A 24,403-nucleotide genomic window follows, 5' to 3' on the forward strand; every position below is an offset into this window, starting at 1 on the left:
CTCAAATATGGCACTAATAATACGGAGAGTTAAATTATCTCGGGGGTTCCGAGTAAGCTATAAATCTGGTACGATGGTGCCATTCAGGAGAACTAATATGACAGTAAAAACTCTACCGGCCTTGTTGGACAAAATGTGGCACGACTATATCGCCATTAACCCATTAGCGAAGAAGATCAGTGACTTACTGATAGGAGAGGGTGAGAAGATCCTGAATGATCATATTGCACTTAGAACTTTCAACCATCCAAGAGTAGGGGTTGATGTAATGGCGAGGCCTTTTATTGAGGCCGGCTATAAATATAGCGGTGATTATCATTTCCCGGAAAAGAAGCTCTATGCAAAACACTATGAGCACCCGGATCACACGCTTCCTAAGATCTTTATTTCAGAACTTAAATTAGAAGAATTCTCTCCAGAGCTAAGAAAAACTGTAAATGCCCTGGTTGATCAAATTCCAGCAGGCGCTGAAAATGCTTACGACTTCGTATCGACCGGTCGTCCTTGGAAAGTGACAACTAAGATTTATCAAGACCTTATGAAAGAAAGTGATTATGCGGCCTGGGTTTCGGCCTTCGGTTACAGACCAAATCACTTTACTGTTTTTATCAACGAATTGAAGAAGTATTCAGACATTCTTGTTCTTAATGACTATTTGAAAGCACAGGGCTTTAAGTTAAATGCGAGTGGTGGAGAAGTGAAGGGTTCTAAGGACGTGTGTCTAGAGCAGTCATCTACTCTTGCCAACAATATCGAAGTAACTTTTGATGATGGTAAACTTACCATCCCAGCTTGTTATTATGAATTCGCGAAACGCTATCCGATGAAAGATGGAAAGCTTTACCAGGGATTCGTTGCGGCCTCGGCCGACAAGATTTTTGAATCAACAAGCAGAGGTCAGTGATTTAAGTGCGCTGACATGTGCTTACGAATGGAATCTTCCAAGGACATAAAGTTGGGTTTCATGAGTAAGTCGTTGGCGCCAAGTGCCCGAACTTCTCTTTTGAGTTGCTCGGTTCCATGGCCCGTGAAGAAGATGATAGGTTGACTAAAACCACGTTCACGGGCGATCTTCATAAATTTTAGACCGTCCATAACTGGCATCTTAATATCTGATACAACGCAATCAATTTTCTGCTTCTCAAGAATCATTAGGGCCTCGGCCCCATTGTTGGCAGTGAAAATTTCTTTCGCTTCATCTTCCAGCAATTCTTTCATGCTCTCTGAAAGTTCAGCTTCATCGTCAATTAATAGTAGATTGCCTTTCATAGAATTCACCACTTCGATAGTATACTCGAAATTTACGATTTCTTTTAGGCCTTGGAGCGTATTTTAAGGTGTTCTTTAGAATGATTGAACCGAAGTGCTCTGTTTCTTTTCTTTCTGCTTCTGTTTTTGTTTATATTTTTCTGGTTCGAGTTTTTCGTAGACCTCTTCTAATCGTGAAGCAAATTCAATGAGAACATAATCGTTTGTAGGATCTTCTTGTTTACTTGCCTTACAAGATGAAAAGAGAAATGCTGGAATGAAAATCAAAAATATTTTTGTCATTTTTTATCTTTGTAGTCATTGAGCATTGGGCCTAGTTCTTTGAAGAAATCATTCTGACGGAATTGTAGAGGTTCATTCTTGAGTTTGGGATCTTTCAAATGTTGCTTGAGTTTATAGATAGGCCCAGCAATTCGGTGTGAAATGATAAATCCAACTGCCAGGAGAAGAATAAAATTAAAGACGGCAAGTCCAATGAAAAGCATGTCTAAATCATGCTTTTGATTTAAAAGAAATTCGTAGAAAATGTGGTCTTCTGGAATCCCAACATTGAGGCCTTTGTTTCGTAAGTTCCAAAAGAACAAATAAGTTGTGGAGTAGAGTGAGAACGTTGTGACGACAAAAACGGCAACAAAGTATCCCATTAGTTTTAACTGGAATGGACGATCAATGAGAATGTTGGTCCATGATCTTTCTTTAACTTCCATAAAAACTCCTAACTCTCTACTCCAATCAACTCGGCTTCAATTACTTTTCAATGTAAGGGAGAGTCGTTTCTACGTTGATTGTGTCTTCAACACCAACACCAAGGTATTCGGCCTTTTTAAGATTAAAGGCAGAGGCCTTGACCGTAAATTTTGCCTGAACTTCGTTATTGGCAGTTTTATAAGTGATATCTACTGGCTTCTTGACACCGTTGACCTCTAACATTGCCGTGGCCTTTCCGCCTGCGGCCTTAAGATCAGTAAGGGTCGCCTTCGGATGTTTGGTAGAGTTGAGATGTTTCCAAGTATGTTCGTCACGAAGATCAATTCCCGTTTTGAAAGATTCAATCGAAACTGAAATTTTATCTGCTGTGAAGTTATCACCTTTTTTAACAAGATCTCCTTTCACTTTACGGCTTACTGCCTGAAATGAACCGGCAGGGCTAAGAGTTACGAAAAGAGTGACTTTACTTTCTGCAAGAGCGATAGAAGAAATAAGAGCGAAACAAAGAGCTACGAACAATTTCATGCATGACCTCTGAGAATATGTTGATAAAAAAGTTATTTCTTTTTTGACGAAGCCTTCTTCTTTGCCGGCTGAGCTTTTGGTTTGAAAGAAACAAAACGGATTTTATCTCCCACACGAAGCTTGAGCGCCGCGGCCGTTACACCTGAGACTTTGTAACCACCAGACTTAAGTTTCACCACACCACCAAGGGCCGAACGGAAATTACCGCTCGTACGAGAGATGATGAAGATCTCAGACTTAAAGTTCTTATCGGAAACTTCTGCTATTTCTCCAATGGTGCTTTCTTTAATCGCGCGGATATTATCCACTTCAGCGATAAGAACCGGACCAGGTTCAAAGATCCCCACCAAACCTGAGAAGCGGAATCCTTCTTGCTCAAGAATGCGTTTTGCCGGCTCTGTATTCGGGTGAACTTTGCCAACCACAAACTGAGCGTCTTCTGGAAGAAGATTTGTAATGATTGGATACTTCGGCATTAGCTCTTCAATAAAGCGTTTGTTCTTCACATAAAGGTAATCGGCCGTTGGGAAATCAATTTTAAAGAAGTTTTTTCCAACTGCGTCCCAAAAAGGCGAGTGACCAGAGTCATTCACCATACCACGCATTTCCGCAATCACTTGATCTTCGAAAAACTTGCGGTTTTCTGCGATGAAAAGGAAGCGTGATAGAGAAAGGAAACGACCGTTTTGCGAATTACGGAAATCCGGGTGGAGATAGAGTGAACATATCTCCGCCGGACCGTTGTGAATAAAGTGGAAATGAAGTGAAGTCACATCATTTTTTACGTGAATAGATTTGGACTCGTGATGGGTCTTTTCCATTCGGTAGAAATAGTAAGGCTCGAAACCACCGATCTTAGAAATGATGGCACAAACGCCTACTAGTCTGCCTGTAAAAAGCTCTTCCATAACGAAGAGGTAATCTTCACCACCAGGACCGTCTTCACGATGCAGAAAGCTTCGCTCAGACATCCGGATTCTTTTTTTAAGGACCTCAGGGTCCTTTGGTAGAGACGTAAGGCCATGCCCGGATTTCTCCAGGAGTTCCATCAGGCCATCCAGGTCTTTCTGTTCGATCGGACGGATGATGAACATGCTTATTCGATCTCTAAAAGTGTTTTTTCGATGATGGCACAAACTTCATCGATATGTTTTTCCTCAGTCACAAGAGCTGGCATAAGGAAACGCACACGTGCAGTAGGGTGACCACCGGCAAGGAACGAAAGCACACCGTTTTCAAAAAGTTTCATCGTGAAGGCCTTAGACTTTGGCTCGTCTCCTTTAAAGAGAGTCATACCAACCATCACACCAACACCATATGGGCCTTGAAGTTTCTCAGGATATTTCTGAGAGATCTTTTCAAGGTTTTTCTTGAAGTGGTTATGAAGACGATTGTTCTTACCGTTTTCACCAAGAAGACCACTGTTCACCATTTCATTGATCACATAGTAAGCAGCGGCGATCTGAGAAGCAGAACCTGTGAAGGTCTGAGACATTAGACCTGGCTTTGGCTTGTGCTCATCATTATAAAGAGTGGCACAAACTTGAGAGTTCTTACCAACTGATACAACATCAACGTGCTTATCAAGTTTGAAATATTGGAACGCGAACAGCTCTGATGTGCGGCCGAAAGTTTGAACTTCGTCCACCATAACAGAGATGTTGTTTTCTTTACATACAGCGATCAGAGCTTCGAAGAACTCAGTGTGACCTACCCATGAACCGTTCTCACCTTGGATAAGCTCCATGATGAAACCAGCGTGGTGACCAGGATAACGAGTGATGTATTTTTTCATCGCTTTTACAGCGTTATCAATTGAGGCCTGGTGATTGTTAGCATCGTAGAAAGGGATGTAATCCACATCAACAGTCTTTGGAAGACCTACACGGTAAGCACCCTTATCTGTTACCCATGCCATACCTAGAGTACGACCGGCGAAACATTTCTCGAATGCGAAGAAACGAGAAGCAGGGTTACGCTTTTGGAAAATCATTTTGAAAGCGTTTTCGTTTGCCATAGCACCTGAAGTGGTAAGGAAAACGTTTTTAACGCCAGCGCCGTATTTACAAGCTTGTTTCGAGAAGAGCTCAAGAAGTTTCGCTGTATCAACGTTCTGCTGAAGGTGACCATTCATCACTGTGTTTGAAAGAGCACCATTTAATTGAGCTTCAATCACACCCGGGTGAGAGTGGCCCATCGAGTGAACGCCAATCCCTGTAATGAAATCGTACTTCACAGAACCGTCGCCTAGTTCAACTAGAGGACCGTTACCAATACCAGAACCAAGGTAGTTGTAAAAAAGTGCGCCACCACGATACTCAGCAACTTTCTTTAAAAGTGCATCGTATGATTCTTTAAGTTCAGGGTTCGCAGCTTTTACACCAGTGATAGACTTCTGATGTTCAGTCAGTGCTTCTTTAATAAGTTGTTTTGCTTTTTCTAAACGAGGATCATGAAAGAAACCATCGGCAATTGTCTTGGCCATTTGTAACTCCAGAATGAGAAAAATATAATGAGTTTTCGGCAGTTTATGACAGAGACTTGAAGTTAATCAAGGAATAAGGTGGAGAACTTAATTGACTCATATTGTCCAGTATATACCATTCAAATCTTTCTCTTCTTTGACCGATAAACAAGTGATGAAATTTGCTCTTTTTCTTCTGATATTTACTCTTGGGGCCCATGCCAGTGACTCAACCATTGAGGGAAAGGTGACTATTCCTTCTGGTTGCTCAAAGAAGGCCATGGTGTGGTTATCACTTGATAAAGAGAATTATAAAGAGCGATTACTGCTCATGCATACAGAAGTTCCTCAGGGGGGAACTTATCGTTTTTATGTAAAACCTGGTGACTATCAAGTCAGGGCATCTGATGAGAGTGGTTGCGAGTATATGAAACGAGTTCATGTCAAAGGGCAGCAGATCGAAAACATACAATTGGTGAAGAAATGAAAGCATTCATAATTCTTCTCTTGATGTTTACATCTTTAAGCGCTTTTAGCAGTGCTGTCATCGACTGTGGACCAAATCTTATTCGTGTATGGACTCAATCAAACGGTATGACTTGTGTACCAAGAATGGTAACAACTCAATCACAACTATATTGTTTGCCCATCAATGCCCAGCCTTTTCAAATGAGCTTGCTACAAAATTTTCCGGTGACGCTACAGAATCAAACTCCATGGTGGGCCATTCAGGGAAATCTTTATTACCCTAACATGTTTTATCCGGGAGCATGGTCTTATCCAGGAATTCAGTCGAATTATTATTCAGGGCAAGGACAGGTCTTTGCGGCCAAACCTAACGTCTATGTTGAGACCGTTCTTCCTTCGACGAAATTCAGCTTTAAATTCGTTACCAAGCAACACTTCCTTGCTCAAACGCCCTTACTTAACAAAAACGAGTGGAGAGGAAGAATTTTTGAGAAAGATAAGTTCGAAGTGGATGATGTGAATTACGATTATCTTTTCTATGACGTTCGTCTTCCAAAAGAGAAAATGCAATTTGATCATGGCATGTGCTCAACTCGTGAAGATGCCATTGCCTGGATGGTAAAAGATTTAAAAGAACTTAAACATTCGGACCTGTCGCTTCAAGATTTTGAAGAGCACTGGAGAGTAAAAATTCCTGATTATCCCTACTATTGTGTTTATCCACAGTATAATCGTGAACTAGACGCCGCTATTCCGGTTGAAATAGATCTCGAACGAACCACTTTCATCAGAAGCCTCTATGTTCTAGTCCCTCATAAAAAAGAGCCAGATGTTGATGAACCTCAAGAAATTCCATTTCCTACCAACGACCCTACGGAATATCGCCCTGGAGTGAAAATCACGCGAGAAAATACGTTCCGTGAGTGGGGTGTTGCTTTTCTTGGCTTCTAAGCCATTTGCCCTGCATCAAAAAGACCATTTTATTGCCGTTGATATTGGGGTATGATAGGTATCCTTTTACTTTAATTTTTAATTATTTGTTCACGTGACAGATGGAGCTCGTATGAAAGTTGCCAAACAACATGACATTAAAAAAACAGACAAAAAAACACTCGAGAAGTGGCTACACCTAATGATTCTTGGACGCATGATTGATGAGCGTGCTCCTAACTATCTTAAGCAAGCACTTGGTTGGTCATATCACGCGCCATATGCGGGCCACGATGCCATCCAACTTGCGATCGGTCAGGTTTTCGATCGTAAGACAGATCATATGTTCCCTTACTATCGTGACATGCTAACAGCATTGTCTGCCGGTCTAACAACAGAAGAAATTCTTCTTAACGGTATTTCAAAAGCCACAGATTTAGCTTCTGGTGGCCGTCATATGTCTAACCACTTTGCTAAGCCTGAGTGGAACATCCATAACGTTTCTTCTTGTACTGGTAACCACACTCTACATGCTGTAGGTGTTGGCCGTGCCATGAAATTTTATAAGCACAAAGGTGTTGCGATTTCTTCTCAAGGTGAGTCTTCAGTTTCTGAAGGTTACTGTTATGAAGCGATCAACGGTGCTTCAAACGAAAAACTTCCAGTAGTATTCGTATTCCAGGACAACGGTTACGGTATTTCGGTTCCTAAGGCAGATCAGACTGCCAACGAATTCGTATGTGACAACTTCACAGGTTTCAAAAATCTTCAAATCGTAAAATGCGATGGTAAAGATGTATTTGATTCTATGAACACAATGATTGCAGCTCGTGAGCACGCCCTTAAGAACTCTGAGCCAGTAATTGTTCATGCTATGTGCGTTCGTATCGGAAACCACTCTAACTCGGATAACCACGAGTGGTACCGTGACGAGAAAGAGCGTGCAGATGCAAAAGCTCAAGATCCTCTAGCAAAATTCAAGAACGATCTTCTTAAAGCGAAGATCTTCACTGATAAAGAAATCGCGAAGATTGAAGAGAAGGCAAAGGCGGAGCTTCTTGAAGCTCACGCTAAAGCAGTTAAAGCACCAAATCCAACTCCTGAATCAATCTACGATCACGTTCTTCCTCCTGCTTATGAGCCACAGAAGTACGTTGATGGTACTCACAATGAAACTTCAGAGCCTAAGAAATTCATTGATGCGATCAACGGCACTCTTAAAGCTGAATTCCGTCACAACCCTAATACATTCATCTGGGGTCAAGACGTGGCCAACAAAGAGAAGGGTGGTATCTTTAACGTTACAAAAGGTATGCAACAAGAATTCGGTAAGGGCCGTGTATTCAACGGTCCAATCGCTGAAGACTATATCCTTGGTACAGCGAACGGTATGTCTCGTTTCGATCAAGACAAAATCCGCGTAGTTGTTGAAGGTGCTGAGTTCGCAGATTACTTCTGGCCGGCAATGGAGCAATTCGTAGAAATGTCTCACGATCACTGGAGAAGTAACGGTGCTTTCTCACCAAACGTAACAATCCGTCTTGCTTCTGGTGGTTATATCGGTGGTGGTCTTTATCACTCACAAAACATCGAAGGTACTCTTTGTACGTTCCCTGGTGTTCGAGTAGTTGTTCCAGCTTTCGCTGACGATGCCGCTGGTCTACTAAGAACAGCAATGCGTTCTCAAGGATGTACTGTGTATCTAGAGCCAAAAGCTCTTTATAACGCTAAACATGCTATGACTCCAATCCCTGAGGACTTCGAAGTTCCTTTCGGTAAAGCTCGTGTTCGTCGCGAAGGTCGTGATCTTTCAATCATTACTTACGGTAACACTGTTCACTTCTCACTAGAGGCCGCTGAACTTCTTGCAAAAGAAGGCTTCGAAGTTGAAGTTCTAGATCTTCGTTCACTTAATCCACTTGATCTTGATGCTATCGTTGCAACAATCAAGAAGACTCACAGAGCTCTTGTTGTTCACGAAGATAAAGTGTTCGGTGGTTTCGGTGGTGAGCTTGTTGGTCAAATCAACGAACACGCGTTCGAGCACCTTGATGCTCCTGTACGCCGTGTAGGTTCGACTTTCACTCCAGTTGGTTTCAACCGTATTCTTGAGCGTGCTATCCTTCCAGATATGAATAAGATTCTGGTGGCGGCTCGCGAACTTCTAAATTACTAAAAAACCTGAGGGCCCCTTAAGGGGCCCTTTTTTTATCCAAAAACGCTTTTAAAACGGTAAAAGCGGGTAATAAATACAGTATAAAAAGTGCACTCATTCTAGGCACTTGGATCTCTGGTCAGTAATATCCGGCCAATTTTCAATTACCTATAAGGAGACCTTTATATGAAAAATTTCCTTCTAGCGGGAGCGATGCTCCTTTCTTTCAATGCCTTCTCTCAGTCTTATCTCGTGCTTAACAACGGTGTAACTCTAACGACAGACAAATCAGGTTTCATCTACGACTTCGGTAACTTCATTCTTCCTTATAAAGTTCTCGCCAATGGCGGTAACTTTCTGATCGCGGAAGAGAGGCTTTCAACTGTAGATGAACATGGTTTCTTCTATACAAAAAGTGAAAAGATTAAAAAGTACAAGGCCAAAGGTCAGAACTACTTCATCAATGATGACAATGACCTGGTAACTATTGACTCAAAAGGTTTCTTCTACGTTCTTGAAGACAAGGCATTTAAGAAGGCCAAGTCATTTGGTGGAAACTATTTTACGGTGAAGCCAGAAGACAAAAAGCCAGGTGTAGATCTTTATACTGTGAGCTCTACTGGTAACTATTTTAAGTTAAACGTTGAAGGTCTTAATCCTGCCGATATCGTTGTCTTCGGTGGAACTTATTTTCAGACAAGAACAGGTATGACTTATACTGTGACAAAAGACGGATTCGTTTACGCAAAACCAGAAGTTAAAGTGAAGGCGATCAAGAGAACCGGCGGTAACTTCTTTATTGATGCTAACAATTTCCTTTATACAGTTTCTGAAGAAGGTTTCTTAGTGCTTCCAGTTCTTCCTGCGAACATCAAAGTTTCTCAAATTGCAAAATTAGGATCGAACTATATGATCGACAACCAAGGTCGCATCTTCGTTGTTGATAAAACTGGCGCATTGTACGAGCGCACTATTGATCACGATTTACTCAACACAAAAGTACTTTCTTTCTAAATCGAAGGGGCCCATACGGGCCCTTTTTTTTGGCACAACCATCCAGCACATTCCGTCACCTTAAGGAAACACAGGGCCATTCAAGAGCTTATTCCTCTCGGGCAAATTTAAAGCCACTCCATAGTAAAGCACAGGATACTTGAGTATAGTCGCCCTGCTTTTTTCAACTCAAGGAGACGGACGAATGAAAAAATTGATGCTAGCAGCTCTCGCGACTCTTTCCCTCAATGCATTTTCTCAATCATATATCATCATGGATAACGGGATCACGATCACCACTGATAGTTCCGGATATGCTTATGATTTTGGCCACTATGCTTTCCCTCAAAAAGTAACTCTGAAGGGAGGCCAATACTTCGTAGAAGAAGGAACAATCCTCGCTACGATCGACGAGAACGGTCTGTTCTTTCGTAAATACGAAATGATTCCGGAAAAGATCAAAGGCAAGGGGATTAATTATTTCCTTTCAGAAGAAGGTGCTCTTTATGCCATTGATAAAAAAGGTTACGTGAAGTTGACCGAAAATGAACTTTTTAAAAAGGCCGCAAACTTTGGTGGAAACTACTTCACTGTGGCCGATACAGAGGCACAAACTCTTGACCTCTACGTGGTAGATGGAACAGGAAAAGTGGCAAAGGCAGATGCTCCAAGCTTAAAAGTAAAAGACATTATCGCTTTTGGTGGGACCTATGTGATGAATAACCGCGGAGTGGTTTTCACTGTGGCCACAAACGGTGTGGTGACTCCACAAGACGATGTCCGAGTGGGCATCCTTACAAAACGAGGTGGTAATTACTTCGTTGATTCTTCTGGCTACCTTTTCACCGTATCAGAGCAGGGGATTCTAAGAATGCCTGCGCTCCCGCTTAGTCTAAGAGTCAGCAGCATCTTGAAGCTTGGTAGTAACTACTTTATTGATCAGAGCGGTAAGCTCTTCGTGGTTGATAAAGAGGGGAACATCTTTGAGCGCACGATGCGTGATTATGATTTCAAAACCGCGAAAGTCATTTCTCTTTAAAATAAGAAGGCCCCGTGATGACGGGGCCTTTTTTATTGAATGATTCTTAGATGTGAGCTTAGTTTGCCGACTTGTTTTCGAAGATTCTCAAAACCTTCTGTTTCATCAATCACCAGAACGTCATTTTCAGTCGTGAGATCGTTTTTAAAGAGAGAGAGGTAGCTCTCCAGCTCCGTTGCTTTAAGCTCTTTAACGATCATGACATAAAGCGAGCGACCGAAGTTCTTTCCTACAATCACGCGGCTTGAAACGCCATTAGCGGCACGAAGATTGGCCGTAAGAAGGCCGTCCAAAAGATAGTCCACGTCCTCATAGTAAGAATTCTGGGGAGTCACTTCTTCTTTAGTGAGCCAGATGATTCCTGTCGTGAGTGGTGTGACTTCCTTTCGAATTTCACTCATTGCGGTTCAGCTCTTGCTTGAAAACGTTGTCCAGGATTCCGTTAAGGAATCCGGCTGATTCTTTTGTAGAATATTTTTTACCAAGTTCAATGGCCTCGTTGATCACAACTTTGCCTGGAACTTCTGGGTGATACTTAAGTTCATAAATCGCCATCATGAAGATGGTGTGTTCGATTTTAGAGATACGAGAAAGCTTCCAGTTCTTAAGGTACTTCACAAGAATCTCTTCGATCTCTTTGTGGGTCTTAAGAATGCCACTCACCAATGTCGCAACATAGGCCTGTGCCTCGCTGTCTAGAACGATTGATAGAGTTTGTCTGAACTCCTGCATACGAGAAAAGATCTCAGTTGAATCAAGTTCTTTCTTTTGATCCTGGAACGCTGGAAGTTGGAAATGATAAAGAAATTGTAGGCAAAACTCACGTGCCTCACGCTTAGTACTCACGGTTTTCATCCTTATTAGAAGCTGGATTAATTTTAAACTGGTTGTTCTCGTCGTGCTTAAGTTCGTTCACGAATTCTTCTACGTCTTGGAACTTACGGTAAACCGCTGCAAAACGAATATAGGCCACTGGATCAAGGTGACGAAGATACATCATCACTAAGTTACCAACGTCCTTAGTATTAACTTCTTTATCAGAAATATCTAATACTGCTTTCTCGATATTTTGAATGATTCTTTCAATTTGAATGGCAGAGATAGGGCGTTTTTCACAGGCCTTCTCAATACCAGTTAAAATTTTCTCACGCTTATATGGCTCGCGACGTCCGTCACGTTTAATCACCATAGGCATGGAGAGTTCAACTGTTTCAAAAGTGGTGAAACGCTTCTGACAGGCCTCGCATTTTCTGCGACGACGGATAGTCGAACCTTCATCCAGGTTTCTGGAATCTAGCACCTTCGTGTCAGGGGCCGAACAATAGGGACATTTCATAATGCAGACCTAAACTATATCTAGTGGTTTGTTCGGCTTTTTCTACCATGAATGGAACAAGTTGAGAAGCTAAATAGCTGATTCTGGGAGCAGGGAACGGCCAGTGATTTCTAAGGCTTGAGTGTGAAATGACGCAAATTCACTACGCCGGCGTAGTAAACTTGCGTCACAGAGTAGATTATTTCTTTTTAGGAGCTCCACAAGAGCCTTCGGTCCAAGTCTTGTGGCCATGACATTCGGCCTCGCAAGAGTTGCCGTAGTTGGTACCATTGGCACAAACTGGTTTGAAGATTTTCATGCAGTAGCAAGGCTGAACAGTATACGGGCTCACTTGAGCGGCGTCGCTTTCACCTGCAGATTCTACTTTTGGTTCTTCTTTCTTTTTCGTCGTACAAGAAACAGCAAAGGCGAGGGCAACAATTAAAACGTATTTCATCTGGTCCTTCCTTATTTATAAACTGGAAATTTTGTACAAAGGTCATGAACACTAAGTTTCACTTCCTTCTGAATTTTTTCGTCAGTCGGATTCTTAAGTGCTTTCACAATAAGTTCCGCCATGAATTTTGTTTCAGCTTCTTTGAACCCACGTGTTGTTACCGCTGGAGTTCCAAGACGGATACCAGAAGTCACAAAAGGAGAACGCTTATCATTTGGAACCATGTTCTTGTTACAAGTGATGTCTACGCGCTCAAGGATCTCTCCCGCTTCTTTACCAGACATGTTCACTGAATCTGTTTTCAGAAGAACAAGATGGTTATCTGTTCCACCAGAAACTAGTTCAATTCCGTTATCCATTAGAGTCTTAGCGAGAACCTTAGAGTTCTTCACCACTTGTTCTTGATAAGTTTTGAAACTTGGATCAAGGGCCTCTTTGAAAGCAACTGCTTTACCAGCAATGACGTGCTCAAGTGGACCGCCCTGAATACCAGGGAAAATAAGCGAGTTAAATTTTTTCGCGAGATCATCGTTGTTAGTAAGAATCAAGCCACCGCGAGGGCCACGAAGGGTTTTGTGAGTGGTAGAAGTCACAACGTCAGCATGATCCATCGGAGATGGGTGAAGACCAGCGGCCACAAGTCCTGCGATGTGGGCCATGTCTACCATTAGAATAGCACCAACTGATTTTGCGATCGCACCGAATTTTTCGAAATCAATGATTCGCGGATAGGCCGAAGCACCAGCAATGATCATGCGAGGCTTTTCACGTTTAGCGATATCTTCAAGTTGGTTGTAGTCGATTGTTTCCTGAGCATTCAAACCATAGTGCATGGCCTTGAAAAGTTTCCCAGAAAAGTTAACCGGTGAACCGTGAGTTAAGTGACCACCTTGAGCAAGATCCATTCCTAAGAAGGCCTCGCCTGGATTTAAGCAGGCCATATAAACGGCCATGTTTGCTTGTGAACCAGAGTGGGGTTGAACGTTGGCATGTTTTGCGTTGAAGATTTTCTTCAAGCGTTCAATCGCCAGCGTTTCAATTCCATCTACGAATTCGCAACCGTTGTAATAACGTTTGCCAGGGTAACCTTCAGCATATTTGTTCGTGAGGCAAGACCCTTGGGCCTCCATCACTGCTTGCGAACAGTAGTTTTCAGATGCGATTAGTTCCAGACCCATTTCCTGGCGATTTTGTTCTTTTTGGATAAATTGAGCGACCTCAGGGTCCACTTCGATGAGACGTTTAGACATGGTATCTCCTTATTTTCCCAATTTTATAGGGACTTACCCGGAATTGTAAGAACTTCCCTAGGGGCTTACGTGAAAAGGCCTTTTTATGATATTTTGCGCTGCATTATGGACGTTTACGTACTGATTCTCATTCTGGCCGTGGTTCAATCACTCTTTGGAGTGGGCCTGTTGTTATTCGGTACACCGATTATGCTTCTGATGGGTTACGAATATACGGAAGCGCTTATGTATCTCTTACCCGCATCTGCCGCATTAAGCTGGAGTCAGGTAAAAGATCTCCATAAAGAAAAGCTCAATGGCGGTTATCGCAAACTTTTCTTTCTTATCTGTCTTCCACTGTTATTTGTGGGAATGCTAGCTGCAACACACTTAGATGTTAAATGGGAAATTAAACTCTTTGTTACGATCATGTTGGTGGTGGCCTTCATCATTCGCACTAACTCATCATTTCGTGAGTCATTGCAGACCCTGATGAAGAACCATTTACCAATAGCATTGGGTGCGATGGGACTGATTCACGGTCTTTCAAACATGGGCGGATCAATTCTCACACCGATGGTGTCGAGTCTGTATAAAGATAAGACGAAGGTGTTGGCAGGAGTTAGTTTTGATTACGCTTTTATGGCGAGTCTGCAATTAATCGTTCTGATCTTCTTCAAAGGCGAGACCTTTGAAATGAAATATCTCATTGGCCCGGCCATCTCTTTATTCATTCGGTATTCAATCGGTAAGAGAGTTTTCGCTTTTACCTCTGAGACAAACTACCAGCGATTACTTAACGGCTTCATTCTTGCGAATGCTGTTTTATTAGGAATTAATCTTTAAGGGTGGTGTGGATCCATCGGTTCATGGGTCGTAGATTCAGCAGGTGCTTCTGCTCCTGGTTCAATTTGTCTCTCTGAAGAAGCGTCGTAGGGAATATTATGAATGCGGTGATAGTCTTCTTCTAACTTAGAAGCAAATTCAATCAGAACATAGTCATCATCTGGCCCAAGCTCCTCAGGTGTCTTTTGTGAGCATGATGCCAGTAACAGCAATCCCATGATTGCGGCCAATTTCATTTCATCTTCTCCTTAAGACTGTCCACTAGAGGTTCAAGTTCTTTAAAGAAGTCTTTTTCTCTTAGCTTGAAGTTTTGAGAATCACGATTCATCTCACCTAAGTGCTTTTTTAGCTTATAAAGCGGCCCGGCGATTCGGTGAGACACCATAAAACCCGTTCCAATAAGAAGAAGAAAGTTAAAAACCACCAAAGCAATGAAAAGGAGATCTAAGTCTGCTTTTTGATTATCAATAAATCTGAAGAAAACATGCCCGTTTGGGATTCCAACGTTTAATGCCTTCTGCTTTAATCGCCAAAAAAACAGAAAACTAATGGAGTAAAGAGAGATTGTAGTGAGAAAAAATAGGCCTACAAAATAGCTCAGGAGCTTTAGTTGGAACCTAGGATTCAGTAGGTAATTCTTTAATTTTCTTCGGGATTGCATTAAATCAGCCATATTTCCTCGGCACTTATTTTCTAAACTATCTATTGAGCAATCATTATAAAGTACTGAATTTTTCTAAGATACTCCTTTTTGGTTGACCGAAAAAGTTCCTCAAAAAAATGACTCCCTTTACGATAAGGGAACTATGAAAATACTAATATTTTTTACTCTCATGACCCTTTCAAGTGCTCTTCAAGCAGGAACAACTGAAGAGCTAAAGCGTTTGAATAAGTGCTATGGCCTATTCGTTCGCGAAAGAATTGAAACTGATCATCCTCTTTGGGTGCAGGTTTCAAAAGGCATGAAGTCTGGAACTGACGCTTGTATGGATCTTTTTGATAAGGCCAAGCTGAACAATTCCGGTGAAATTGCAAACACTGGTGGCAATTATGATTATGAGGGAATGAGAATCTTGAATTCATTTCTTCGCTTTCATAAATCTCAATTTGAAATTGCAGATTTTGCAACGGCAATTGGCGGGGGGAATGACCGCTTTACTCGTGATGTGATCGACTCCAATGAGGCCGCTTATCATTTCTTATACTCTCTCTTTGCTCCTGATCAAAAATTTTCAGATACAGTAACTCGCGATTTCAGTATCCGCGCCAAACGTTATAGTGAGAAATCCGGACGTGCTCGCAGTATTGCTGGAGTGGCCCTTCAGCAACTTCTTCAAGGGACTTTCAAAACAGTAAAAGATGCAAACGGTGTTAACATCACTGTTCCTGATGATGCAAAGGGGGGAGTGGTTCCGTTTTTACCATCTCTTCCAGAAACAGGAATTCTGATTGGTCTTGATATGGACCGAGAAGAGAATCCTATTGATCCTGCTTACTTTAACCCAAGCTTTGGGACCTTAAAATTTACTTCCACCAACGTTAATCAGCACTTGGGTGGAGGACTTATTGGTACTCAAGCTTACCTGTTGGCAAACCTAGGTAAGGATGCGTTCACCAGTGGTGGTACAAATCTTTTCCGTCGCTGGGGAAAGCACGTCATGTCTGATTTACTTTGCCGAAATCTTCCTTCCCTGCGTTCTAAAGACGTCATCCAAGAAGTAAATCCTGAATCAACTATTGCTTTCCGTACCGGAATTTCTTGTATGGCCTGCCACTCGTCGATGGACCCTTTGGCCGGTGCCATTCGAAATTCACGGGCCGCCTGGTCTAACAACACAGGTATGGGGGGATTTAATCGTGTTAAGTTCATTGGCCATCGTGAACCTGATCTGGCCTATGCTGAATTTCCAACTAAAGCGGCCGATGCAAATTTTCATCGCAGACCTGCAGCTGGAAGACTTTATTACAGAAGTTATAACGGAGATTTAGTTCAAAAAGAAGTTGAGGGTCTACAGGATCTAGGTGAAAACCTTGCCGATACAAATGATCTTTATGTGTGTGCGGCCAAGCGCTACTATCGCTACCTTACAGGAATTAACGTTGATCTCTCTGACATCGGAAACATCAATACTCCTGTCTTTTCACCTGGGGAAAAGTTTCAACGTGATCGAGTGATTAATCTTGGATTGGATCTTAAAAAGCACCAGTCTCTTAGAACACTCATTAAAAATATTATTAAATCTGAAGCATTCATTCATCCGGACCGTGGAGTCTAATATGTCATCTGATAAGAAAAAATTTGAACTTGATCGAAGGACATTATTAAAGAACATCTTGGTTGGGACCGGAGTTGTGGCCTCTACACCATTTGATATGTTCCTTACGAACATGATGGTGAATTTCCTCCAAGCAGGTACTGCTCATGCGGCCGGTGAAAATCCCGCCTTCCAGGATTTTAAATACATCAGTCTTGTTCTTGCTGGCGGGGCCCCTCGCTATTATTGGGACCTTCCGATTCAACCGAATGGAAATGATGCGATTGTTGCCAATCCTATGGTGGTGAATAAGTTTGTAAACTCTAATGGAAACATTAGCGCTGAATATGCCACTGCGAAGGTAGGAAGCTATTACATGCCTCACGTATGGAGCGGAAATCTCGCTACAACGGCCGGAGTAGCACCTATGTCCTTGCTGGGACAAAATATGATGATCATGCGTGGACTAGATCTCCAGATCGATAGCCATCCGATTGATCGTGAACGCCAGGTAGCACCGGTTCCAGGAGGTATTTCACTTTCTGGTCTCGTGGCCGATCACGCATCCACTCCTATTCCAGCAGTGGGACGCGGAGGTGGTGGTGGTTACTATCGTGGCGAGAAAGGTGTGGCCTATGTGGAGCTAGCGGGAACCAATCCTCTAACTGTTGCTCTGTCACCTTTTTCACCTATTGGCTCTATGAAAACTATTAACAATGGTCAGGTTGAAATGGCCATTGATAACGCTCTTAAAAGAATGTCGGCCCTCTCTGCCGATAAGAATAAATTCCTTCCAAGTACATTTGCCACTCGTTTCAACGCCAAGAAGATGATGATGAAGTCATTTGGGAACTTGCAGGCAACATATACTTCTTTGGTGACAAAATACACAGGTCTCATTAATCGCTCGTTTGAAGCACAAGGTGGTTTGTCATTGCAGGGAGTGGATAATATCGCCGTACCTGCTCTTGGGACAGGACCATTTAGAGTAACAGAGGGTGAGTATCTTACCGGAGATGACATTAGAACTTTAACTGATATCAAGACAACAATTGTAGAGCTTGCGGAGAGTATGGCCGTGGCCGAATTTATGATCACGCAAGGTCTGTCTTCTTCAGTGAATGTTGTGGCCAGTGACTTTAATAATGTTTTTTATCAGTCAGCTTATAATCCGACATCGAAGGTCACACGTACGAGTGTTCGTGGTAGACACGGAATGGATGTGCACTTCACCGGATCTTACGCCGCAGTAGTTCTTTTCTCTCGTTATTACCGTGCTGTTTCTTCTTGTTTGTATGAATTGATCGCTCAACTAAAATCTGTTCAAACCGGTTACGGTCAGAATCTTTTTGATCGTACTGTGATGACTGTGACCTCTGAATTTAATCGTATTCCTCGTGTAGATGGAAGTGGTGCGGACCACGGCTGGCAGGGATCAAATTTCACTCTTCTTTCAGGAATGGTGAATAATCTGACTGTGGTTGGTAATGTGAAAACAAACGTAGGTAATCGTGGGACATGGGGACTTGCGGGTCCTCTTGATGAACTTAATGGTCGTGAAGCGATCATTGGTAATGCCGCTTCTACAGTGTCAGCACTAGTAGAAGTGCAAACTCCAACACCAAACGATCAGTCCTTTGTTTATAAAGACAGCAAAGGGAAGGCCCAACTTTCGATTAAGTCTTTAAAGAACGTAGCGTAACCAGGAATAAGTTATGTTAAAAAGTTGTACGTTGATTATTTCTCTTCTTATGCTTGCGGCCTGTGAAGCACCCGTGGCAAAAAAACAGGAAGAAGGGCTTGTCTTTCGCGCTCCCAACGCTTTTCAAGAAAAGCAGGCGCAACTTACATATGCTTCTGAAATTCAGATGGCAGACCGCTCGTATGTTGAGTCGGTATTGCTTCAAGTGTTTAATGCTGAAGGCACTTCTGCTGCCACTTATATCCAGTCAGACATCTATCAAAAAGTAGAGTTTGGCGGGGCCTGTGATTTTTATGCACCTTCTGATTTAAGTGCGACCACAATAGAGTTCCCTCGTGAACAGTGTTTTACCGGGATGGGAGTGGTTCAGAACTTGAACAACAATCCCATGAGATATTCACTCACAACCAAGGTCTGCGAAAGACTGGTCAATGATACGGCCCGGATGGATGTGATAAAGGCAAAGATTTTCCCTGATAATAAATGGGCCGCACCTACGGCCGCTTCTATTCAAAAAGCGTGGTCATTGTTCTTTCCCATTGAGCAGGCCGATTCTGCAATCGTCGACGATTTAAAGGCCATTTCTAATGTCAGCAGTGGCACAGAAGACGCTTGGAAAAACATCGTTCTAACAATGTGTGTTTCACCTGAGTGGCAAGTGCTTTAGAATTGACGACCGAAACCCATGCCCCAGAAGCTTTCTTGCTTCTTGAAGTATTGACCGAATTCTGCGCGGAGGTACCATTTCCCAAACTGCCAGCGTGAATTAATGGTGGCGAGAGCGGAAATTGGGCTTTCTTCTTCAACTTTATAGTCTGTATCAGAAGGCTGTGTGAGCTTCTGAGAAGTATAGATAATAGGAAGACCAATCCCAATACGCGATTTAGAGCTGGAAACGATCATAGAGGCCATTGGACCAATTTTTAGACCTGTGGCAGGGATATTTTGTTGATAGGTAATGTTGGAGTCACCGTAGGCACTAACGCCCCCTGAGCCCACTAGAAAGCATCCATCAAGCAGGAAGTGGTAAAAACCATTCTCAATCCCTACATCGCCCCCCAGACAATAACCCTGATTAGTGATGATCAGGCCGGTATTTGTATTGGAGCTGCTTCGATGAAGAGTGGCATCATGCTGCCAGCTCACGTATTGAAGGTTGATACTGAAAGTGAAGTAGTAGACCTTGTCTTCAAGATACTGAAGGTGAGTCATGACCTTATCATTTAGTTTTTCTGCTTTCCCTTCGCGGAACTCTAGTTCGCTCACGATTTGTCGGAAGATAATATAGATTTTTTTATCTTCTTCGAGTTTAGCACTTAGTTTATTGTGACTTAAAAGTATGTCCGCAAAATCGTTGTAGATATACCAGTAATAAATAGGCAGCGATTTCGGATAATCTTCTGAATCAAGAGTTTCTTTATTGCGGATCTTTTTGCGAATGTCCGCATGATCTTTGGCATGATCTCTTTTTAAAATTTTAAAAATGACTTTCGAGTCTTCACGGTATCTTTTTAATTTCCGTAAGGAATAAGAAAGCATCACCATTTCTTTTGTAGTGAGGTCCTTCCATTTCTCAGGAGAATTATAAGTATCAACGATTCTTTTATACTCTTTGCGCGCAAACATCGGTTTGATCTCTGCCGCGTGGGAGAAATTTAAAGAGACCACAATGAGGATCAAAAGCTTTAGCATCATAACCATACGTGTGTCTGGAATAAGTACATCCAGCTGTCTTTTGTAGAAGCATCTGGCGTAAAGTTTCGAGTGTTATAAATATCGAAGCGCAGTTCCAGGCGTTGGATAGGAAATACCTGAAGTGCTGGTCCCCAACGTACAGTATAAGGATCTTCTTTGATGTCCCTTTGAATGTATTCCACATTGGTAAGGAAGTAGAAACCACGTACTGGTCTTAGATAGGCCTGAAGAAGCCCATAGCGTGCAGTAGTTTCTTCATCATTGCTTTTTTGCTTTTGAACTGTTTGGCCCACTTCCATGAGTAGGGCAGAGCCCTCTTTGAGATTGAAGCGACCATGGACAGCTGCCGACGTCAGTTCAAGGTAATCGTTCTGTGAAGAAATAAAAGAAGCACCCAGACGGTGAATGTCGAAAACAGTCTTCTCGAAAGTTCCGCTATATCCCTTCATCTGAATGTCTTTATCTTGAGATAAGTTACCCATGAAAAACTGGGCCCCGCCTTCCCATGTCTCTCCTACATAGTGAACGACAGTTCCATGAGTCTGATCATTCTGGGCCACTTGAGGTAGGGCACGGCTATAGGCAATGTGCTCAATAACTCTGATACCGTAAATCTTATCCATCAAACCAGCATAGACACCAAGGCGCGGAGTAAAGCGATATCCCATGTAGTATTCGCGGCTTCGCCATTCGCCTTGTTCATCTCCAGGGATGGAAGACTTGGGCTCTGGTGCATATCCAAAGTTTGCAGTTGTTACGAACTTATCATTTTCACCAAATTTCAAAACAACACGGGCATCTGCTTGCATGTTGATCCATTCTTTAGACTCTGATTCTTTCGAACCAGGATTTCTCACGAGCTGGAAACCACGATAGTTAACTTGGGTCCTGAGCCAATTCTGTTTTGGTTTACGGAAAAGAAAGCCAGAGGTGTAGGCGATTTTTTCTTCGTCCCATGATTTAGGGTACAAAGCGCGAGATGAAATGGTTGTGGCCGAAACAGCACGACCATAGTCTGTCAGTGGCCCGCCACCAAAAGGGTTATAGTGACAGTTCAAGCATGACGTGTAGTTATGTCCAATGAAGTTTGGATACGCCTGTGCCGTTAAACTTACAAATAAGAGCGATAGAAAAAGAGCAAATGCTTTCATGGAATTTCTTCTACCCATTTTCTGAGTTGCTGATATTCAGCATCTGAAAGTGCACTTCCACCTTGAGGCATGTTTGAACTCGCTCCTCCATAGTTGATAATTCTTTGGATGAAGTAAGAGTTGTCCGGGTCGCCTCTTTGAATAAGTCCTGAATCGAGCCAGGCATTATTGTTCTTATAGGTGGCCCAGATATCGTGAATGTTCGAACTATGGCAGCTCGTACAACGAGTTTGAATCGTATTATAGGCCTGGGCAAAATTTGGATCTGTTTCATCCAAAATAGCTGGACCGTATTTAAAGCGGTCAGAAGAATTTGAGTTGTAGTCCTGGCAGCCTACGAGAAGAAGAAGTAGGGGAAGAAGCAGTTTCATGGTTTTTTCTCGTAGTAATATTTAACGGAAACTTTGACCTTATCTTCGACGCCGATCCCAAGATACTGAGCTTTAGGGAGATTGAACTCTGAAGAGCTGACTTCAAACTTGGCGTCCACATACTTATCTTTGGACGAGTAAGTGATAGTCACCGGTTTGGTCACTCCATTTAGGGTAAGATTTGCGGTCCCTTTTCCTTGGCCGGCCTTAAGGTCAGTAAGATCAATTCTTGGGTGGGGAAGCTTTGGGCCTCCTCCAATATGCTCGGCAAAGTGCTTGTCTCTTAGCCCATTTCCGGTGGTAAAAGAGTCCACGAAGACACTGATTCGATCTGCAGTAAATTCCTGGCCTTGCTTTAAAAGGCGCCCCTTGGCCTTTTCACTGGTCGCTTCAAACGAGCCCGTGTTTGGGATAAGGGTCGCATAGACCCGTACAATATTTTGGGCATGCAAAACGCTAGAACAAAAAAGAAGTCCAAATGCTAATAGTTTCATGAGGTTTAATTCCATCAATATTGAATAGCGTTGTCAAAGAAAAGGTCTGTCTAACTATTAAACACCCATGAAATAAAGACCTCTTCTTGTCCTTTTGGACGGAAATTCCCAGATACTACTCAAAAACTTGTCCGGAGAATCAAAATGAAACTCATGCTTTTTCTTACAGTGCTTGTGTCTTCATTCTCAGTCTTTGCCAAAGAACAAATGCTTTCTGATCTCCTTCGAGAAAAGAGATGCCAGATCGAGGTCTCCCAGGATGTTGTCGTTCAATATTCTAAGGACTCAGCAACCGCCGGTCAGACTTTGCTCGTGATGAAAGAAATTGATAATTCTAATAATCGTCGTCTGAAAGTAGGACGAGTTTTAAAAATTTCTCACGCTGACGAAAACTATATTGTTTTTAACGACAAGCATGTTGAAAGCCTCTGCATTTATCAAAATAATCTTTGTCATGAGCTCAACCGTGTGAAGGCCGCAGATTTTGAGGCCTGGTCACAAAAGAAATTGAAACTTATTTGTAACGTTAAACCAACAATTGATATCTAAGGACCATATATGAAACTTCTATTAGGCCTATTTTGTGCTTTAAGTGCTTTTTCTTCTTTTGCTTATAATGACCTGAACGACATGGTCTTTGATAAAAATTGCGATGTCGTTGTTCAAGAGGACATTTATTTTCTTCACTCGACCATTGCTGTTCTGGTTGGCAGTGCCAACTTAACCGCCCTTCACATGGACCGAGATCGTGACCGTCGTTTGGCCGCTGGACGAAGACTTAAAGTTCATCGCACGACTCATGATAGAATTATCTTTGATGATAGTGCCGTTAGAGATCTGATGATCCTGGCCAATAATAATGGAATGCCAATATTCACTAAGAACTTAAGTGTTTCAGACATTGCCACTTATTCTGCTGGCACCTTGTATATGGAATGTAGAGATAAAGAGACTGTAGATATGTAAAAAAAAAGGCCCTCTTCTGAGGGCCTTTTTTTTTAGGCTTTTTTGAAAATCGTCGATGAGTTTGTTCCACCGAAACCGAATGAGTTGTTAAGCGCGTACTTGATGTCGCGTTTTTCAGACTTGTTCGGAACATAATAAAGATCACAAGCAGGATCCTGATTATCAAGGTTGATAGTCGGAGGAAGAATGCCTGTCTCAAGGGCCTTGATACAGAAAATTGATTCCAGACCACCGGCCGCACCAAGAAGGTGACCAGTCATTGATTTTGTCGAACTCACTGCTAGTTTGTACGCGTGATCACCGAAGGCCTTTTTGATCGCACCAGTCTCAGCAACGTCACCAAGCGGAGTCGAAGTTCCGTGAGCGTTGATGTAGCCGATTTCTTCTTTCGGCACACCTGAAAGCTCAAGGGCCTGATTCATACAAATAAGAGCACCAAGTCCTTCCGGATGTGGAGCTGTGAAGTGGTGAGCATCTGAACTTGCACCGAATCCAACAACTTCAGCGATGATTCGAGCTCCACGAGCAACCGCTTTATCGTAGTTTTCAAGAACGATGATACCAGCACCTTCACCCATGACGAATCCATCACGATCAACATCGTATGGACGAGAAGCACGATGTGGCTCTTCGTTACGGCGAGAAAGGGCCTTCATGTTATTGAAGCCCGCAATTGTATATCCAGTGATAACGGCCTCAGTACCGCCAGTAATCATGGCGTCCTGACGGCCAAGCATGATTTCAGTCGCCGCTAGTTCAAGAGCGTGAGCACTTGAAGCACAAGCAGAAGCGACCGCAAAGTTTACACCTTGGAAACCATAGTGAATCGAGATCAGGCCTTCCGGCATGTTTGGAATCACTGATGGAATGAAGAAAGGAGACACACGACGTGGACCTTTCTCAAGGAAAGCTTTGTGGTTAGATTCAATGTGCGGGAATCCGCCAAGACCAGTACCGAAGATGATACCGATTTTTGCTGGATTATATTTCGCCTCAAGAAGGTTCGCTTGCTTGATCGCTTCAGCTGAAGCGTGAAGAGCGTATTGGTTAAATAGGTCAAAGCGTTCTTGGTCTTTTGGATCCATAAGAACAGGATCAAGCTTGAAGTTCTTCACTTCACCACCAAAAGTAACACCCCAGCCTTCAGTCGATTGGTTTTCTAATGTTGTAATTCCAGATTTTCCGGCAAGTGCATTGTTCCAAACTTCATCCAGGGAATTCCCTAGACCACAGATTGCGCCCATCCCGGTTACAGCAACTCTATTTAGTTTCATATAGAACTCTTTTTTTGGGCCCTTATGTTTCACCCATCACCAAGAACTTGGGACCATTTAAAGAGTTCAAGGGGAATAAAGGGGTGTGCTTAAAAGC

General features: G+C 42.7%; 30 protein-coding genes. 12 read left to right on the forward strand and 18 right to left on the reverse strand.

Annotation, left to right across the window (positions count from 1 at the left end; genetic code table 11):
- Positions 1-97: 97 nt before the first annotated feature.
- Positions 98-904 (forward strand): DUF1338 domain-containing protein, encoded by an 807-nt coding sequence (locus ACJVC5_RS08845; RefSeq protein ID WP_408099011.1) that lies wholly within the window; start codon positions 98-100, stop codon positions 902-904.
- Here ACJVC5_RS08845 and ACJVC5_RS08850 read toward each other — a convergent pair.
- The 6 genes from ACJVC5_RS08850 to ACJVC5_RS08875 all read right to left on the reverse strand — a co-directional run bounded on the left by ACJVC5_RS08850 (position 898) and on the right by ACJVC5_RS08875 (position 4,987).
- Complete coding sequence (locus ACJVC5_RS08850) at positions 898-1,269, reverse strand: response regulator (protein WP_408099012.1); 372 nt, start codon at positions 1,267-1,269, stop codon at positions 898-900. The genes ACJVC5_RS08845 and ACJVC5_RS08850 overlap by 7 nt on opposite strands.
- A gap of 75 nt (positions 1,270-1,344) precedes the next feature.
- A complete protein-coding gene (locus ACJVC5_RS08855; RefSeq protein ID WP_408099013.1) occupies positions 1,345-1,551 on the reverse strand; it encodes a hypothetical protein in 207 nt (68 codons plus the stop codon).
- The gene (locus ACJVC5_RS08860; protein ID WP_408099014.1) at positions 1,548-1,976 is read right to left on the reverse strand and encodes a hypothetical protein; all 429 of its coding nucleotides are present in this window, start codon (positions 1,974-1,976) and stop codon (positions 1,548-1,550) included. The genes ACJVC5_RS08855 and ACJVC5_RS08860 overlap by 4 nt, the downstream gene beginning before the upstream one ends.
- Before the next feature lie 40 nt (positions 1,977-2,016).
- The gene (locus ACJVC5_RS08865) at positions 2,017-2,502 is read right to left on the reverse strand and encodes a YceI family protein (protein ID WP_408099015.1); all 486 of its coding nucleotides are present in this window, start codon (positions 2,500-2,502) and stop codon (positions 2,017-2,019) included.
- A gap of 32 nt (positions 2,503-2,534) precedes the next feature.
- Positions 2,535-3,596: an arginine N-succinyltransferase gene (locus ACJVC5_RS08870; RefSeq protein WP_408099016.1), complete on the reverse strand. Its 1,062-nt coding sequence runs from the start codon at positions 3,594-3,596 to the stop codon at positions 2,535-2,537.
- A 2-nt stretch (positions 3,597-3,598) separates the two neighbouring features.
- A complete protein-coding gene (locus ACJVC5_RS08875) occupies positions 3,599-4,987 on the reverse strand; it encodes an aminotransferase class III-fold pyridoxal phosphate-dependent enzyme (RefSeq protein ID WP_408099017.1) in 1,389 nt (462 codons plus the stop codon).
- A gap of 154 nt (positions 4,988-5,141) precedes the next feature.
- Between ACJVC5_RS08875 and ACJVC5_RS08880 the strand changes: the two genes are divergently transcribed.
- From ACJVC5_RS08880 to ACJVC5_RS08900, 5 genes are all read left to right on the forward strand, one after another.
- Entirely contained in the window at positions 5,142-5,453 is a 312-nt protein-coding gene (locus ACJVC5_RS08880; RefSeq protein WP_408099018.1) for a hypothetical protein, read from the forward strand.
- Positions 5,450-6,385: a hypothetical protein gene (locus ACJVC5_RS08885; protein WP_408099019.1), complete on the forward strand. Its 936-nt coding sequence runs from the start codon at positions 5,450-5,452 to the stop codon at positions 6,383-6,385. The genes ACJVC5_RS08880 and ACJVC5_RS08885 overlap by 4 nt, the downstream gene beginning before the upstream one ends.
- A gap of 112 nt (positions 6,386-6,497) precedes the next feature.
- Positions 6,498-8,540 (forward strand): alpha-ketoacid dehydrogenase subunit alpha/beta, encoded by a 2,043-nt coding sequence (locus ACJVC5_RS08890; protein WP_408099020.1) that lies wholly within the window; start codon positions 6,498-6,500, stop codon positions 8,538-8,540.
- A gap of 165 nt (positions 8,541-8,705) precedes the next feature.
- Positions 8,706-9,533: a hypothetical protein gene (locus tag ACJVC5_RS08895; RefSeq protein WP_408099021.1), complete on the forward strand. Its 828-nt coding sequence runs from the start codon at positions 8,706-8,708 to the stop codon at positions 9,531-9,533.
- A gap of 184 nt (positions 9,534-9,717) precedes the next feature.
- Entirely contained in the window at positions 9,718-10,551 is an 834-nt protein-coding gene (locus ACJVC5_RS08900) for a hypothetical protein (RefSeq protein WP_408099022.1), read from the forward strand.
- A 32-nt stretch (positions 10,552-10,583) separates the two neighbouring features.
- On the opposite strand, the gene ACJVC5_RS08905 is transcribed toward ACJVC5_RS08900, so the two are convergent.
- The 5 genes from ACJVC5_RS08905 to glyA form a co-directional block, all read right to left on the reverse strand.
- Complete coding sequence (locus ACJVC5_RS08905) at positions 10,584-10,952, reverse strand: hypothetical protein (RefSeq protein ID WP_408099023.1); 369 nt, start codon at positions 10,950-10,952, stop codon at positions 10,584-10,586.
- The gene (nusB, locus tag ACJVC5_RS08910; RefSeq protein WP_408099024.1) at positions 10,945-11,397 is read right to left on the reverse strand and encodes a transcription antitermination factor NusB; all 453 of its coding nucleotides are present in this window, start codon (positions 11,395-11,397) and stop codon (positions 10,945-10,947) included. Before nusB ends, ACJVC5_RS08905 begins: the two co-directional genes overlap by 8 nt.
- Complete coding sequence (nrdR, locus tag ACJVC5_RS08915; RefSeq protein ID WP_321397932.1) at positions 11,387-11,887, reverse strand: transcriptional regulator NrdR; 501 nt, start codon at positions 11,885-11,887, stop codon at positions 11,387-11,389. The genes nusB and nrdR overlap by 11 nt, the downstream gene beginning before the upstream one ends.
- 178 nt (positions 11,888-12,065) lie before the next feature.
- Positions 12,066-12,323 carry a hypothetical protein gene (locus tag ACJVC5_RS08920; protein ID WP_408099025.1) on the reverse strand — a complete coding sequence of 86 codons (258 nt, stop codon included), beginning with the start codon at positions 12,321-12,323 and terminating at the stop codon, positions 12,066-12,068.
- Between the two features lie 11 nt (positions 12,324-12,334).
- Positions 12,335-13,573: a serine hydroxymethyltransferase gene (glyA, locus tag ACJVC5_RS08925; RefSeq protein ID WP_408099026.1), complete on the reverse strand. Its 1,239-nt coding sequence runs from the start codon at positions 13,571-13,573 to the stop codon at positions 12,335-12,337.
- Positions 13,574-13,678: 105 nt separating this feature from the next.
- Here glyA and ACJVC5_RS08930 point away from each other — a divergent pair, with 105 nt between their 5' ends.
- The gene (locus ACJVC5_RS08930; RefSeq protein WP_408099027.1) at positions 13,679-14,398 is read left to right on the forward strand and encodes a TSUP family transporter; all 720 of its coding nucleotides are present in this window, start codon (positions 13,679-13,681) and stop codon (positions 14,396-14,398) included.
- Here the strand turns inward: ACJVC5_RS08930 and ACJVC5_RS08935 are convergent.
- Both ACJVC5_RS08935 and ACJVC5_RS08940 read right to left on the reverse strand, forming a co-directional pair.
- Positions 14,395-14,634 (reverse strand): hypothetical protein, encoded by a 240-nt coding sequence (locus ACJVC5_RS08935; RefSeq protein ID WP_408099028.1) that lies wholly within the window; start codon positions 14,632-14,634, stop codon positions 14,395-14,397. The two genes, ACJVC5_RS08930 and ACJVC5_RS08935, sit on opposite strands and share 4 nt — an antisense overlap.
- Complete coding sequence (locus tag ACJVC5_RS08940) at positions 14,631-14,822, reverse strand: hypothetical protein (protein ID WP_408099029.1); 192 nt, start codon at positions 14,820-14,822, stop codon at positions 14,631-14,633. Before ACJVC5_RS08940 ends, ACJVC5_RS08935 begins: the two co-directional genes overlap by 4 nt.
- A gap of 382 nt (positions 14,823-15,204) precedes the next feature.
- Here ACJVC5_RS08940 and ACJVC5_RS08945 point away from each other — a divergent pair, with 382 nt between their 5' ends.
- Genes ACJVC5_RS08945 through ACJVC5_RS08955 form a run of 3 tightly spaced genes read left to right on the forward strand, consistent with a single transcriptional unit; the run spans position 15,205 to position 19,022 of the window.
- Complete coding sequence (locus tag ACJVC5_RS08945) at positions 15,205-16,674, forward strand: hypothetical protein (protein WP_408099030.1); 1,470 nt, start codon at positions 15,205-15,207, stop codon at positions 16,672-16,674.
- 1 nt (position 16,675) lies between these two features.
- Positions 16,676-18,355 (forward strand): hypothetical protein, encoded by a 1,680-nt coding sequence (locus ACJVC5_RS08950; RefSeq protein WP_408099031.1) that lies wholly within the window; start codon positions 16,676-16,678, stop codon positions 18,353-18,355.
- Between the two features lie 13 nt (positions 18,356-18,368).
- Positions 18,369-19,022 carry a hypothetical protein gene (locus ACJVC5_RS08955; protein WP_408099032.1) on the forward strand — a complete coding sequence of 218 codons (654 nt, stop codon included), beginning with the start codon at positions 18,369-18,371 and terminating at the stop codon, positions 19,020-19,022.
- On the opposite strand, the gene ACJVC5_RS08960 is transcribed toward ACJVC5_RS08955, so the two are convergent.
- From ACJVC5_RS08960 to ACJVC5_RS08975, 4 genes are read right to left on the reverse strand one after another with little or no spacing between them, the layout of a single operon-like run.
- Positions 19,019-20,050, reverse strand: a complete 1,032-nt coding sequence (locus ACJVC5_RS08960; protein ID WP_408099033.1) for a hypothetical protein — start codon at positions 20,048-20,050, stop codon at positions 19,019-19,021. The genes ACJVC5_RS08955 and ACJVC5_RS08960 overlap by 4 nt on opposite strands.
- The gene (locus ACJVC5_RS08965) at positions 20,047-21,201 is read right to left on the reverse strand and encodes a hypothetical protein (protein WP_408099034.1); all 1,155 of its coding nucleotides are present in this window, start codon (positions 21,199-21,201) and stop codon (positions 20,047-20,049) included. The genes ACJVC5_RS08960 and ACJVC5_RS08965 overlap by 4 nt, the downstream gene beginning before the upstream one ends.
- Positions 21,198-21,572 (reverse strand): hypothetical protein, encoded by a 375-nt coding sequence (locus tag ACJVC5_RS08970; protein ID WP_408099035.1) that lies wholly within the window; start codon positions 21,570-21,572, stop codon positions 21,198-21,200. The genes ACJVC5_RS08965 and ACJVC5_RS08970 overlap by 4 nt, the downstream gene beginning before the upstream one ends.
- The gene (locus ACJVC5_RS08975; protein ID WP_408099036.1) at positions 21,569-22,066 is read right to left on the reverse strand and encodes a YceI family protein; all 498 of its coding nucleotides are present in this window, start codon (positions 22,064-22,066) and stop codon (positions 21,569-21,571) included. The genes ACJVC5_RS08970 and ACJVC5_RS08975 overlap by 4 nt, the downstream gene beginning before the upstream one ends.
- 144 nt (positions 22,067-22,210) lie before the next feature.
- Between ACJVC5_RS08975 and ACJVC5_RS08980 the strand changes: the two genes are divergently transcribed.
- Positions 22,211-22,615, forward strand: a complete 405-nt coding sequence (locus ACJVC5_RS08980) for a hypothetical protein (protein ID WP_408099037.1) — start codon at positions 22,211-22,213, stop codon at positions 22,613-22,615.
- Between the two features lie 9 nt (positions 22,616-22,624).
- Positions 22,625-23,032, forward strand: coding sequence for a hypothetical protein (locus ACJVC5_RS08985; protein ID WP_408099038.1), 408 nt, complete (start codon positions 22,625-22,627; stop codon positions 23,030-23,032).
- 32 nt (positions 23,033-23,064) lie between these two features.
- On the opposite strand, the gene fabF is transcribed toward ACJVC5_RS08985, so the two are convergent.
- Positions 23,065-24,306 (reverse strand): beta-ketoacyl-ACP synthase II, encoded by a 1,242-nt coding sequence (gene fabF, locus ACJVC5_RS08990; protein WP_408099039.1) that lies wholly within the window; start codon positions 24,304-24,306, stop codon positions 23,065-23,067.
- Positions 24,307-24,403: the final 97 nt, after the last annotated feature.

Origin of the sequence: Peredibacter sp. HCB2-198 (genome assembly GCF_045999315.1) — a bacterium.
Classification (GTDB): Bacteria; Bdellovibrionota; Bacteriovoracia; order Bacteriovoracales; family Bacteriovoracaceae; genus Peredibacter.